Raw genomic sequence first — 14,342 nt, forward strand, 5'->3', positions numbered from 1 at the left:
AGGTAATCCTTTCTTTTAAAAAATAATAAAAAAACAAATTTCTGCTTTTTGCTGAGTGGTAAAAAATTGGCAAAAGTAATATGATATAATCTAATGGTCATACAATCATTATACGTAAGTAAAACAAGGAATTGATAATTTTATGAAAATAGCCATCGTTACAGATAGTACATCGTACTTACCACAAGATATCGTCGATAAGTATCATATAACAGTAGTTCCAATCGAGGTAGTTTTCGATAGTCAGACATATCGTGAAGATATTGATATAACCACTTCAGAGTTCTATGAACTCTTACAAAACTCAAAAGAGTTACCATCTACAGCACAACCTTCAATTGGCGAAATGATGAATATTTACGACAAATTAGCCAAAGAAGGTTATGATACCGTAATTTCTATTCATTTAGCAAGTACCATTTCGGGGTTTGTTAATAATTTAAAGAGCGCCGCATCTTCAATTAAGAACATTAAGGTAGTCCCATATGACTCGTGGATCACAGTTAGATTAATGGGATACATGGTCCAAGAAGCCGCTAAAATGGCTCAAGAGGATAAGTCGTTGGATGAGATTATTCATAGACTAAATACTCTTAGAGATTCAATTGGAGAATCATTTGTAGTTAATGATCTTAAAAACTTAGTTAAAGGTGGTCGTTTATCAAATACGTCTGCCGTAATTGGTACAATGTTGAATATCAAACCATTGTTAGAATTTGATGATAAAAGTCATAAAATTGTCGCATACGATAAAGTACGTTCAATTAAAAAGGCTAAACTAAAAGCCGAAGAAAAGCTAGAAAAAGCCATTGGAAACTCGGAATATCCACTAAGATTGCTAGTAATTGATGCTGACGATAAAGAATCAGGCGATATTTGGGCAAAACATCTTAAAGAACGCCATCCAGAGATGACATTAGACAGGTCATATTTTGGACCAGTTATTGGAGCTCACTTAGGAAAAGATGCTTTAGCCATTGCTTGGATCAGAGATTTTGAAAAATCATAAAGTAATTAATTTTAAAGCCAGATTAGGCTTTTTTATTTTGCTCATTTACATTAAAATATAGGTTATAGATATTATTTATATATCGTTTATTTTCCTATCAGGAAAGGGGATTATTATGTTTTCAAAAACTAAAAAGATAGCTGTTCTATTAGCTTCAGGGGTGCTACTATCAACGTCATTTAGCACAACTGCGTTTGCCGATACGGCAACTACTTCCGATGCAACGGTTTCTACAGCAACAAATAGTACAGATAGTGGAAATACTCAAGTTGATACCAATACCAACTCTGATCAATCCACTACTAGTAACGGATCTAGTGATTCAACTACGGGTCAGAATCGAACTGCCGTTACCCAATCAAGTGTTAATGATATCGATGTAAGTGCCGTTAAAGATGCAATGTTGACTGAGGTCAATCGCTTACGCTCCCAAAACGGATTAAGCCCCATGACTTCTGTTGATGTATTGAATTCATATGCACAATCCAGAACTGATAGTTTTATTAGTAGTGGTGTTGATGATCACGCTGGCTGGAATTCAGCAAATATGTATCCTTATAATCAAAGTGCAGAAGAGAATATTGCTCAAACTCCTTTCTCAATTTTAGGAACAACAGATCCAACGACAATTGCTCAAAAAATTACTAATGAGTTTTATGTTGAAAAATACGATCCAGAACCTAATTACGGTCACCGTAAGAATATGTTGAACCCATATGTTAATTACATTGGTATTGGTGTGACTGTATCAAATGGTATGGTTTATTTTTCACAAGAAATAGGTAATGATAAAGAAGCAAATGATAAATATGATTCTAGTGATATGTATAACTATTATTTGACTAATAATAACGATTTTGCTAATGTTTCAACTTATGATTTAGCAGATTCCGAACGTCAAAGCCAAAACAAAGACTACGTTTCAAAGGATAATTATACTATTGTAGATTTACGTGGTGGTGTAACTACTAAGGATAACTATGTCAGTATTTATGATAGAGATGGTAACAAATACGACAGTATAGCCTTACAACCACATACCGATTGGGCGTCAGATATAATTGCCATCATCAATAATAATATCTATTTCCATGTATCTACTAATGGCTTTGTTTTAGCAGACGATGTATTACCATGGGCAACATTCTTAGCTGGCACAACGGTAACAACTAATTCAGATGCTCAAATCTATGACGATTATGGTAATCCGACTGGGCAATATCTAGCAGCAGGTTCAGGTTGGTTAACAGATCGTAGATCGACTAACTTAACAACAGGCGCAAAGATGTATCGTGTTGGTACGAATGCTTGGTTAAGGGCAGCAGATCTATCATATTAATTAAATATTTAAAGACATTTGAAAGACAAATGTCTTTTTTATATTTCTATAGATAAATTTATTTGTTTTACGAAAACAATATTTTTAAAAAACTTATTTAAATAAATTCCCATAACCAATTCGTAAGAGACTATAACAGTAAATTAAGATGTTCAATCATATTTTAGTGGTTACTTTTATAGTCCTTAATAAAATTAATGACTAGTTGATTTCAACTGCAACGCAATTCCAAAACGAAATAAACCCATTAATATAATAACGACAAAAAATGCACGCGCCCCTACAAAGGTCGAGTGCTCTCCGAAATAAGATTGCACTGTTACAAGTAGTCCTGTACCAATTGAACCACCAACCTGTCGTAATGTGTTAACCATAGCCGTCCCGTGTTTTAACATTGAGTCAGGTAGTACATTCAAGGCTTCCGTTGTCAATGGTGTCATCACTAAACTATTACCAATCATTTTAAAAATCAGACAAATTATCATCATAATTAACGAACTATGAATGTTCAAAAATAAAAAGGGAACCATCGAAATGGCGACCATAAGGCTACCAATGGCACCAAGGAACTTCGCACCTATATGATCGTATAAATGCCCCGCAAAAAGTGAAGTAATTCCGCTTGCAAGTGCTCCTGGCAGTAAGACAATGGCAGAGGTCAGTGCAGTATAGTGCATAGCAGCTTGTACCAAAGTTGGAATGATTGCTTGAGGACCAATTAAAGTAACAAAGGACAAAATAACTAGGATTAATGAAAGTGAAAACTGTCGGTTTTTAAAAATCTTAAAATCAAGCATCGGTTTGACTAAATTTAACTGTCTATGTATAAAAACTATAATGAAAGATACACCAATAGCAATGAATATCGCACCTAACACTATGTTTTGATTAAAACTACCGGTTCCATAAAGTAGCAGTCCAAAACCGAGTGTTGAATAAGTAACAGATTGATAATCTATATGATTATCATGACGCTTGGGGGAACCAACGTTTTGCATGCCCAGCAAAGTCGCGAAAATTAGTGCAACCCCTATCGGGAATGCTAACCAGAAAAGATATCTCCAAGACATTTTAGTAATGATAAGACCCGCAATGGTCGGACCAACCAAAGGAGCAAAACCAGTTGTTAGACCAATAATGCCCATTACTTCACCATGTTTGTTTTTGTTAATAATCGTAAACATAACAACTTGCATTAACGGAATAATGATGCCCGCACCAATCGCCTGAATTAGACGAGAAATTAACAGAAATTCAAAAGTAGGTGAAATTGCAGAAAGTAAAGTGCCAAGAGTGAAAGAACTTAGTGCAAATAGCATTAACTGGCGAGTAGTAAAACGACCAATCAGATAAGCGGTTATAGGTATCCAGACACCATTCACTAGCATATATGCAGTAGTTAACCACTGTACAGTGCTATTACTAACCGAAAAAGTTGTCATAATATCAGGGAATGCAGTAAACAAAAGAGTTTGGTTAAGAATAGAAATGAACGCTCCAAGCATGAAGATGAAAAGAATCGTTTTGACGTGGTATTTTTTTGCTGTTAACATGAAGAACCTCCTTTGTTTCATTAAAGTTGTATATACAACTTTAATGCAAAAACGATACTACAACACTTGATATTTTAAGTCAATTATCCTATGTTTTATTTACAATATAAAAGGAGGTATAGAAATGTCTAAAGAACACTTAATAACATCGGCAGAGTTAATATATCAAATAGGACAGCTTGAAGGACAAGTTATCCAGAAGCAATTAATCAATATTGATTTACGAATGGATCACGCTCGTTTATTACATTATGTCAGTAATGAACCTGGTACTAATCAAATTAATTTAGCTAACTACTTGAATATACAGCCGGCATCACTAACCAACATGATAAAGAAACTTGAAAAGCAAGATTTAATTGTACGGAGAGTTAATCCGTCAGATTCACACCAAAAACAAGTTTTTTTATTACCAAAAGGTGAAAAGATCGCTCAGAAGATTAACGATACCTTTCATTTTCTCAATCAGTTAGTCGAGTCTGCTGACTTAACTAATTTAATCGGTTTACAAAAACTGTCAAAGATGTTGAGTAATAAACTTAAAGAACAGGTATAAGCATCGGCTCCAGTCGATACATTTGATAGAAGTATAAAAGTCATTGTTCAAAAAAATAACATTTTGATTAACTCCCCAACTAATTGAAAAAGGTTTGAAGAAATCATATATATTTAAATCAAACAAAAACCAAACTTCCTTAAAAAAGAAAATTTGGCTTCTAACGTCATAAATAAAATTCAAAAAATACATTTTTATAACTACATCTTGTCCAATCCCTTGCGCTGTTCTTCATCGATAATATGAGTATACAAACCAGTGGCACTAGTTGAGTTTTGACCAAGCTGAGTTGCAACTAATTGCTCATTTTTGGTAGCCATATACAACTTAGACGCAAGTGTGTGACGAAGTTTATGTGGCGTAATACGAACCTTGAACACCGATGAATATTTAGCAACCATTTTTTCCATCGAATTGGCTTGCATACGTGATGCCTGTCCGCGATAAATACTAAGAAAAAGAGCATGATCATCACTTGTCGCATGATATATTTCAGCCCGATGATCAATATAATCTTGAATATATGGTAATGTCCAGGGAGCTATTGGGACGGTGTCTTGCTGACCACCTTTACGGATAACACCAATTGTTCCTGTTTTTAGATTAAGATTGTGAAGATCCGCATTAGCTGATTCTGATACTCTAAGACCACTCCCCAGTAACAATGCATTTATTGCTAAATCGCGTTTTTTATCGCGATAAAAATAACGCCTCTGAGAGGATGAGAGGTGAGATTCGTACTTATGATCAATAAATTCAAGATAATCGTGATCAGTATTTCCAAGCATAAGCTTTGTCCTTAAATTAGCAGCTCTTGTTGCATAGGTTTCACTTGTTCTGACCAATGAAATCTTATGCATAACATTTCGGTCAAAGTAGGCTTCACCATTTTCATCCTCAGTGTCCTCCGTGAGATACCTAAATAATGACGAGAGGGCATTCAACGAACGATTGATTGTTGGATGTGTTCGACTACCAGAAGCACCCGTTAATTTCGTCTTATTAAGAAGAGCGGACTTATATAGTTCTACAGTTTCTTTTTTAAGCCTTGCTAATACTTGAATATCAATATCAGTGGGGGAGGTTACAGGGACAATGTTTTCACTAATCAACCAATTGAAGAACCGTCGAAATTCTGTAAGATATTGGTATAATGTTGCTGGTGACAAAGGAATAGTTGATTTTGCTTGATAGTATTCTTTAACATACCAAGGTGAACTGGAAAGCTCTTCATCGATTAATTTTAGGTAATGTTGTTTTTCCATAGAATTTTTCTCCAAACGTATGTTCTTATAAAACCTTATGATACTGGTGAACGTGAAAATAAGCAAGTCCCCCACCTATTTGTCACTCAATACTTTCTTTAAAATACTTGTTTTAATGAAAGTATTCAATTAAAAGTAATATATGAAATTATACATCTACCTTAAAATTCAAACATATTAAAATTTTTCTCTATAGTTTATACATTAGTTACATGATGCTAGTAACATTAATAATAATAGATACTGCTGTAAAGGCATTTTGGTCCCATTTTAAGCATTTATAATCATTGATTAGCATGGAATGATTAGACAAAATAAAACTACTGATTAGCAATTGGTTAGTATATTTATTAAAATTTGCACTATCTAGTAATGATATAAATGATTTGACCAACTCTTAAGATTCTTTAGTGTCAAAGTTTCAGTTAGCAGGTATATGATTTTTATTTACTAGTACACAATCAACCAATGCCAAAAGTAGTTATTTTATACAACGGTCCTAAGACGAATTCCATTTTTGGTTAGAAAAAACATCTATTAAAACATCCAATGCCAAGCAGAGTAGCCTTATAGAATAAAACTATTCGATTGTTAATGATGTCATCAGTCAAGTATAAATACATGTAGAGCTATCTTTAAAACAAATACTCTGGTTTTAGATCAATAATTTATTTACTGGCATTGACAATTTGCCGTATTTTTTTAAATCTGGTAAGGAACTAAAAATATTCATAACAATTAGCAAAAAGTAAACAGGGCATTAACGATTTCGACTAATAGTATTTGAATTCTAACTAAGGTTACATAATATGTATTATAAGAAGTAATTATTTTCTTTAAATTCAAGTAGCCATTTCGTTCATTTCCTAAATATCCTCTTCGTGATTACCAAATTTTATTTGATTGTCCTCTAAGTGCATTTGCTATGTATTATGCACTGGGTTAAAAAAAGTTCACCGACTTTTTATATATTGTTTGAGATGAACTATGAGAGTTCAGATTCGTTTAGAATGTAATCATTTGTGTTAACGGTATTTTTCGTTTGCAAGTTAGTTATGGTTTTTGATTCTTTTTTAAAATGTTTTCGTAAAACATTTATCTTGATATGTCTTCTAACAAACTGAACAAAAAAATCCTAACAATTACGTTAGGATTTCGATACTGCCACTTCATTTTTTTGATAATTATTAATAATTTCCATAAATCTAGTTCCATAGCGCTCAAGTTTAGCATTACCAACACCATTAACTTGCAAAAACTCGGTATCATTACTTGGTAAACGTTGGGCCATGTCCTTTAATGACTTATCGGAAAAAATGACAAATGGTGGTAAGTCCTGAGCATGAGCAATCTGCAAGCGTAGTTTACGAAGCTCTTCGAATAGCCCTTCATCAAAACTACCATCAGAAACAATAGACTTGCTACTCTCAGGTATTGCGACATTCTTTCTACCAACTACTATATGGCCCTTAAGGGCTGAGGCACCATTCTCAGTAAGTTTCAAAACAGGATAAGTACCATTGGTCATTTGTAAAAATCCATTTGCTATTAAGAAATCAATGAATTCACTAATTGATTTCAACGTCCAATCTTTTAATAGTCCAAAGGTTGGTAGCTGTCCGAATTTGTGCCAATCGTTAGCAACATCGTCTTTTCCGGCTAAAACACGGGAAATAACCTTCTTACCGTAATTTTGCTTCATTCTAACGATACAGCTGAGAATCTTTTGAGCATCACTGGTTACATCAGTAATATCGCGATTATCCAAACAATTTGAACAGTGACCGCAGACCTGGCTTGTTTTTTCTCCAAAGTAATTCAAGATAAACTGCATTAAACATTTTTCAGTTTTTGCATATTGATTCATTTTTCTTAATTTAACATTCAGACTTTGTTTATATGTATCATCAGCTTCTGAACGTTCAATAAAGAACATATGCAACCGTAAATCAGCAGGAGTGTACAGCAATACTGCTTCCGCCGGAAGGCCATCACGTCCAGCTCTACCAACCTCTTGATAATAGTTCTCAATCGTTCCAGGAATAGTAAAATGTAACACATATCTAACGTTAGTTTTATTGATCCCCATACCAAAAGCATTGGTAGCAATAATCACATCAACTTTATCAAATAAGAAAGCCTCTTGCTGATCATGGCGTTCTTCATCACTTAAACCGGCATGATACTTTCCTACATTTATACCTCTATCTTTTAGATAATCATAGAGTTTATCAACGTCTTTTCTTCGTCCAGCGTAGATTATCCCAGACTCATTTGCATGTGATTTAACGTAATTCAGCACATAAGAAAATTTATCTACTCCACGTTCAACCTTAAGTGCCAAATTAGTTCTAGCGAAGCCAGTCTTAATGACATTTTCATCACTAACGTTCAAAATAGACATCAAATCTTCTTGAACTTGGTCAGTAGCAGTAGCTGTAAGTGCCAACCAGGCAGGATTACTAGGCAATTCATTTAACGGTTTAATGATATTCAAATAACTAGGACGAAAATCATGTCCCCAAGATGACAATACATGGGCTTCATCGATTGCTAATAAATCTATTGGCAATTGTGTCAACCAGCTATAAAAATCAGGATTTTCTATTTTTTCTGGTGCAGCGTACAGTAATTTAACTGCTCCAGATTCAATATAGCGCATTCTTTCTTCTAAATCGTGATATTCCAAAGTACTATTTATAAAAGTCGCTGGAATATTCAATTCATTTAAACTATCCACTTGATCCTTCATTAGTGAGATCAATGGGGATATAACCAATGTGAGACCTGAAAACATTATTGCCGGAATCTGGTAACAAATTGATTTACCACCACCAGTTGGCATAATGCCTAGTGATCTTTTACCTGCTAATACACGATCAATTATTTCTCTTTGGCCATTACGAAAATCATCATAACCAAAGGTTGATTTTAGTATGGACTGTGGATCGTTCAACTTAAAAACTCCCTATTTTTAGATATACAGTTAATAGAATATCACTAATACTCTTACTCTAAAACAATTTCAGAGCAATACAAGCATTCCAAATGCCATCATCGTTCACATCGGTCGTGACAAAATCTGCTAATTTCTTGATTTGTGGTATTCCATTTCCCATGGCAATCGTGTATCCTGCTTTCTCAAACATTTCGATGTCATTCTCTTCATCTCCAAAGGCAAGCGTCTCTCCCACTCTTATCTTCATAGCTGAAAGAATTTTATCTATTCCAACTGCCTTATTTGAGTTTTCCATAGTAATATCAAAAACTCCTGGGGCAACTTTAACAGCCTCAATACCGCCTATTGGTATATCAAATGATTCTTTACTCCGAACAATCATCTGGATAACTTTATCTGGAATTTCTCCGTCAGGTATTTTGTCCAGATCCATTGCACCGTCATCAAGAAATTTTGAACTCTTATTAAGATATAAATGATCATTCGTCTCAAAACAGTAATCTATATGCTTGGACTTAAAATACTTAACAATTTCTTGTAGGTGGTCTCTTGAAAAAACATCATGAGCAATTGTTTGATCATTAAATACTACGTAACGTCCATTATTTGCAATGAAGCTACTGATGTTCAAACTCTGCAACAAATCTCTTATCATACCGTGATTTCTACCCGTAGCAATTATTGGTTCGATACCTGACTTTTTTAACTCTTTTATAGCTAGTCTTGTTGATTCTGGTACTCTGTCAACCATACTGGACTTAATCTTAGGATCATTATGTGAAGCTAATGTTCCATCTATATCAAAAAAAGCTAATTTATATTGCGACATGTTCAATGACCCCTTTTTCCAAGTTCAGCAGTTCTTGTTTCATAGCTAATCCACCTCGGTATCCGCCCAGAGTACCGTTCTTAGCCAAAACACGATGACATGGAACAATGATCGATACAGGATTTTTACCAATGGCTGTTCCCACCGCCCTTACGGCATTAGGACGATTAATTTTTTTAGCAATTCTAGAATAACTGCTCGACTGACCATAAGGTATTCTCTGTAATTGCTTCCAGACTTGCTTTTGAAATTCTGTTCCACTGACATCTAACCTTATATCAAATGTAGTTCTCACACCGGATAGATATTCTTTTAATTCCTCTACATAAGTTTTATTAAGTCCCTCGTCATAAATTAACTTGTCGTGTTTAAAGAAACTATTCAACTCATCCATATTCCCATTTTGACATCCTACAAAGGCCAAGCCCAAATTTGTTGATGCTATTAAATACTCTCTATTATTTATTCTTGTTTTCGAATAGAAGATTTCTTTTGCCATCTTATACACCTACTTTGTAATGGCTATATTATATGCTATAATTCACTTAAAAATCTTGCTTTTTAATTGAGGACTTTATGAAAAAACATCTATTAACTGATAAGAAGTGGAATGAAATCATAAATAATAATAGTCAATTAGATGGAAAATTTTATTACGGCGTCACTACTACAAAGATATTTTGCAAACCATCTTGTAATTCAAAAAATCCTAACAGAGAAAATGTCATTATTTTTAAGACTATTCAAGAGGCGCAGTCAATGGGATTTCGTCCTTGTAAAAGGTGTCATCCACATGGAATCAGATTATCTAACGAAGAATGGATCGTTCAAGTAAAATCATATTTGGAACTTAACTTTAAGAAAAAATTAAATCTCAATACAATTGCCGAAGATTGTCATGGTAGTCCCTACTACCTACAAAGAACATTTAAGAACATCACTAATCAAACGCCTCTTTCATATTTAAGTGGTCTCAGACTAAATTACGCTAAAAATTTATTACAGGAAACCGAATTACCAATTAATAAAATATCTATCGATAGTGGCTTTTCTAGTGATACATATTTTATGACCTTTTTTAAGAAACAAGTTGGGATCACTCCAAGTGAATTCCGCCAAAATTTGAAGGGAGACATTTATGGTTAAAATACCTTTTAAGGCTGGTTTCGACGCCTATTTAAAAACTAGACATATATCTAATCGTGCTAAGATTGAATATAACAATTCACTGAATGACTTTTTTGCATTTGTGATCGAACACAATTCAGAATACAAAATATCCGAAGATATAAAGGATATTCATGAATTAGATGTTCGTGAATTCAAGAATTTTATGCTGACTAATTTGGAATTAAGCCCTAGTACGATCAATAAGGTAGTCAGCAATCTAAATGTTTACTTCAAATATATTTTTGGAATTAAAAAATCCATTGAGATCCCAACATTATATGTAAATAGTATCACTGTACCTAAACAATCTGATTTTCCCGTTGAAATATTTTTGGAATTACCCAAGTATCTTAATAAGGAGATTAGTGTCTATACTCGTTTACTTATTCTTATTATATCTAAAGGATTTACCTATAAAGAGGCTCTGGCACCAGATTTTTACAAAAAATTCAATCAGTTAGGTTTCATTCAATTTGAAAAGAAATTTTTAAATATATACCAAGCATTTATTGAACCTTACAAATCTTATTGGAAAAACGACAATTTATTTTTAAGTAGAAATAAGGCTGCTAATTCACCTTTACTGTCCATACCTGCCCTACACAGAGATTTAAAAACTGACGGTGAAGCATTAAAACTCGATTTAGCACCAAAAAAACTCTACACGACCTTTATACTAATTGCCTTAAGTACTAAACACATATCAAAAGATCAACAACGCGCACTGAACACCTTAGATACAGCATCTATTTTGTATTACCGTCGTTTAAAACGGGAGACCAATTTTACATTACATAAGGAGCAAGATTAAATGAAAAATATTGCTGTATATTGCGGAGCCGCATCAGGTAACAGAGATATCTTCAAACAAAGTGCAATAGATTTAGGTCACTGGATCGTAAAAAATAATTATGGATTGACCTATGGTGGCGGTCATTTTGGCCTGATGGGCGTGATTGCCGATACAGTTTTGGAAGATAATGGTTATGTTCATGGAATCATCACCGAAACCCTGAATAATCGAGATCTGACGCATGAAAAACTATCTAAATTAGATATTGTTGACGGAATGGATACTAGAAAAACGCTCATGTTAAAAGACTCCGTTGCCAGCATTGCTTTGCCTGGTGGACCCGGGACTTTAGAGGAAATATCAGAGGCCTATTCCTGGTCTAGAATCGGTGACAATAACAACCCCTGTATCTTTTACAATGTTGCACATTATTATGATGCTCTGGAACATTTTTTTGATACTATGACTGATAATGGATTTTTAGATGCATACGCTAGAAAAGCATTACTATTTTCTGACTCATTAGACGAAATAGAAAAATTCATATCGGGCTATCAGGTACCACCAATTAGACGTTTTTAATTTGTTTAAACATATTATTTTACTTCTGAGACTAATGGTACTATATTAACAGTGTCAGATAGGATAAATGAATCTCTTATCTGACTGAATACTCCTTAAATATATATATCATTTAATTTCCCCCCTCGATTGTTAAATGATAAATCCCTCCCAATTTTAAGATTAATTTGTATAAATTTGAAATATCAATAAATTCCATCAATTCCCTGATAAATAAAAAACCACACCAGAATTTTTTCTGATGTGGCTTTTTTATTTAATAAAGGCTGTAATAATTCCGGCTACAACTACCAAGGCTAATCCTGACAGAACTGCAACCATTTCTTTTTTAGTTTTCTTTTCATGTAGTACGAATATACCACCCAAAGTAGCAATAATTACGCTCATCTGAGAAAGGGTAAATCCTGTGGCCAGTCCATTAACATCAGGACGAGCTGAGATCAAATATGTTAAAGCAGCTAAAGCAAAGAAGAAACCACTAATGATATTAGTGTATGAACTCTTCGTGGTAAATGGTTTGGAATCTCGATTGCTTTTTGTAGCTAAGGCAAAAATTGTGGCAACGACGGCCATGCCTAATGCCTGTGGTAGAAATGCTTGGAATCCGTCAACATCAATTGCTTGTGGAAAAGCTGAATATCCTAGATATCCTGCTTCAGCGAGCAAGACTAACAATAGTCCTTTAACAGCGCTAGATCCACTCTCTTTAGTTTTATTCTCACCATAAGTTGTTAGATACACACCTACAATAATCAATAAAATCGAAAGGAATCCGATCATCTTAGCACTGGGATTTGACCACTCTCCTAGAACCAATACACCCCAAAGTGATGCACCGATCAACTGAAATCCAGTTGAAATAGGCATTGTTCTTGAAACACCCATTTCGGTAAATGCATAAAAGACTAATATCTGTCCCAGCGACCAGCATGCTCCAGAGATAAAGGTAAATAGAAATTCTTTACCACCAATTAGAGGAGTTTGTTTAAAGACGGCTACAACAATGGCCATTATTAATGTTCCATATGTTGCCCCAAGGATTTGATTAATCGGCTTACCACCAAATTTACCGGTCGGAACTGGAAATAGTCCCCAACCGATCATTGGCACAAGACCAATTAAAATATTTAATGCATTCATTTAAAAACTCCCTTTTTCTTAAATAAAAACGCCAATAGAAAAACTGCTAGATTTCGAAAAAATCCAGCAGTTTTTGACGATAATTGTATTATACATACTCGAGATAACGTTTTCAAGAAAATAATCTCTAAATTCACAAATATTTTTAGTGATTTTTTGTATCTTTAATTTTCATGAAATAATTTGTAAAATTGGTTTTTAGAAGTTTTCATTCAATGGAGGAACAACTTGCTTCTTGCGTGATACTACGCCAGGTAATGAGGCCTTATTATTCTCAATTTTTGTATCAAGTGATTTTTCGAAAACCGAGATAGCGCTTTCATCGCCTAATACCAACCCAGTTGTGTCACTTGTAAGAATGTTTGTGATTAATAGAATGAAAAGATTGTAGCCTTCTTTTTCATTCTCAGCCTTAATATCAGCAGTAAATTCTGATTCACGTTTCAAAGTATCAGCGATATCAACAGTATTTACTTGAGCTATTCTTACACTCTTACCGTTCATATCAAAACTCTTAGCATCCATATCAATTAATTCTTTAGTTGACTTGCTATCAAGATTTGTACCAGCCTTCAACATATCAAGACCATATGATTCATAGTCGATACCAGCTGTTTCAGACAAGCTCTTCAAAGCTGCTTTATCTTCATCGGTTGTTGTAGGTGATTTTAATAGTAATGTATCTGAAATAATAGCGGAAGCCATCAAACCAGCTAAATTAGCGGGAACTTCAACATCTTCTTCTGCATACATTTCCCAAAGAATTGTACTTGTACATCCAACTGGTTGTGCACGATAAAATAGAGGATTTGCTGTATCAAAGTTTGCAATTCTGTGGTGATCAACAACGTGAGTAACTGTTAGATCTTCAATATCATCTAAGCTTTGTTGTCTTTCGTTATGGTCAACAAGCATAACTGATTTAACTTCACCATTGGCAGCTGAAATAACACGAGGATATTTAGCATCGAACTTGTCAAAAACATATTTTGTTTCTTCATTAGGTTCACCCAAAGCAACAGCCTCAGTATTGAAACCTAGTTGATTTTGTAAATACGAATATGAGATGGCTGCAACGACAGCATCCGTATCCGGATTTTTGTGTCCAAAAACTAATTCTTTTTCTTTAGTCATTTAAAATTTCCCC

The 14,342-nt window shown here is 34.0% G+C and carries 13 protein-coding genes; 6 read left to right on the forward strand and 7 right to left on the reverse strand.

Annotated features, from left to right (window positions below):
- The first annotated feature begins 142 nt into the window (after positions 1 to 142).
- Both EKM64_RS04255 and EKM64_RS04260 read left to right on the forward strand, forming a co-directional pair.
- Complete coding sequence (locus EKM64_RS04255; protein WP_125675938.1) at positions 143 to 1,009, forward strand: DegV family protein; 867 nt, start codon at positions 143 to 145, stop codon at positions 1,007 to 1,009.
- Positions 1,010 to 1,124: 115 nt separating this feature from the next.
- Positions 1,125 to 2,348 carry a CAP domain-containing protein gene (locus EKM64_RS04260; protein WP_125675940.1) on the forward strand — a complete coding sequence of 408 codons (1,224 nt, stop codon included), beginning with the start codon at positions 1,125 to 1,127 and terminating at the stop codon, positions 2,346 to 2,348.
- A 194-nt stretch (positions 2,349 to 2,542) separates the two neighbouring features.
- Here the strand turns inward: EKM64_RS04260 and EKM64_RS04265 are convergent, their stop codons facing one another.
- Positions 2,543 to 3,901, reverse strand: coding sequence for a DHA2 family efflux MFS transporter permease subunit (locus tag EKM64_RS04265; protein WP_164505295.1), 1,359 nt, complete (start codon positions 3,899 to 3,901; stop codon positions 2,543 to 2,545).
- A 124-nt stretch (positions 3,902 to 4,025) separates the two neighbouring features.
- On the opposite strand from EKM64_RS04265, the gene EKM64_RS04270 reads away from it, so the two are divergent.
- Positions 4,026 to 4,457: a MarR family winged helix-turn-helix transcriptional regulator gene (locus EKM64_RS04270; protein WP_125675944.1), complete on the forward strand. Its 432-nt coding sequence runs from the start codon at positions 4,026 to 4,028 to the stop codon at positions 4,455 to 4,457.
- 200 nt (positions 4,458 to 4,657) lie between these two features.
- On the opposite strand, the gene xerS is transcribed toward EKM64_RS04270, so the two are convergent.
- The 4 genes from xerS to EKM64_RS04290 form a co-directional block, all read right to left on the reverse strand.
- The gene (gene xerS / locus EKM64_RS04275) at positions 4,658 to 5,722 is read right to left on the reverse strand and encodes a tyrosine recombinase XerS (protein ID WP_125675946.1); all 1,065 of its coding nucleotides are present in this window, start codon (positions 5,720 to 5,722) and stop codon (positions 4,658 to 4,660) included.
- A gap of 1,147 nt (positions 5,723 to 6,869) precedes the next feature.
- On the reverse strand, positions 6,870 to 8,678 hold the full coding sequence (recQ, locus tag EKM64_RS04280) for a DNA helicase RecQ (RefSeq protein WP_125675948.1): 1,809 nt from the start codon (positions 8,676 to 8,678) through the stop codon (positions 6,870 to 6,872).
- Positions 8,679 to 8,736: 58 nt separating this feature from the next.
- Complete coding sequence (locus EKM64_RS04285; protein ID WP_125675950.1) at positions 8,737 to 9,510, reverse strand: HAD family hydrolase; 774 nt, start codon at positions 9,508 to 9,510, stop codon at positions 8,737 to 8,739.
- Positions 9,497 to 10,009, reverse strand: coding sequence for a methylated-DNA--[protein]-cysteine S-methyltransferase (locus EKM64_RS04290; protein WP_125675952.1), 513 nt, complete (start codon positions 10,007 to 10,009; stop codon positions 9,497 to 9,499). The genes EKM64_RS04285 and EKM64_RS04290 overlap by 14 nt, the downstream gene beginning before the upstream one ends.
- Positions 10,010 to 10,086: 77 nt before the next feature.
- Between EKM64_RS04290 and EKM64_RS04295 the strand changes: the two genes are divergently transcribed.
- From EKM64_RS04295 to EKM64_RS04305, 3 genes are read left to right on the forward strand one after another with little or no spacing between them, the layout of a single operon-like run.
- Positions 10,087 to 10,656, forward strand: coding sequence for a bifunctional transcriptional activator/DNA repair enzyme AdaA (locus tag EKM64_RS04295; RefSeq protein WP_125675954.1), 570 nt, complete (start codon positions 10,087 to 10,089; stop codon positions 10,654 to 10,656).
- On the forward strand, positions 10,649 to 11,491 hold the full coding sequence (locus tag EKM64_RS04300; protein ID WP_125675956.1) for a phage integrase N-terminal SAM-like domain-containing protein: 843 nt from the start codon (positions 10,649 to 10,651) through the stop codon (positions 11,489 to 11,491). Before EKM64_RS04295 ends, EKM64_RS04300 begins: the two co-directional genes overlap by 8 nt.
- Positions 11,492 to 12,055: an LOG family protein gene (locus EKM64_RS04305; RefSeq protein ID WP_125675958.1), complete on the forward strand. Its 564-nt coding sequence runs from the start codon at positions 11,492 to 11,494 to the stop codon at positions 12,053 to 12,055.
- A 252-nt stretch (positions 12,056 to 12,307) separates the two neighbouring features.
- Here the strand turns inward: EKM64_RS04305 and rbsU are convergent, their stop codons facing one another.
- Positions 12,308 to 13,195, reverse strand: coding sequence for a ribose/proton symporter RbsU (gene rbsU / locus EKM64_RS04310; protein ID WP_125675960.1), 888 nt, complete (start codon positions 13,193 to 13,195; stop codon positions 12,308 to 12,310).
- A 198-nt stretch (positions 13,196 to 13,393) separates the two neighbouring features.
- Positions 13,394 to 14,329: a manganese-dependent inorganic pyrophosphatase gene (locus EKM64_RS04315; RefSeq protein WP_125675962.1), complete on the reverse strand. Its 936-nt coding sequence runs from the start codon at positions 14,327 to 14,329 to the stop codon at positions 13,394 to 13,396.
- Positions 14,330 to 14,342 lie beyond the last annotated feature (13 nt).

Origin of the sequence: Companilactobacillus keshanensis (assembly GCF_003946205.1) — a bacterium.
GTDB classification, from domain to species: domain Bacteria; phylum Bacillota; class Bacilli; order Lactobacillales; family Lactobacillaceae; genus Companilactobacillus; species Companilactobacillus keshanensis.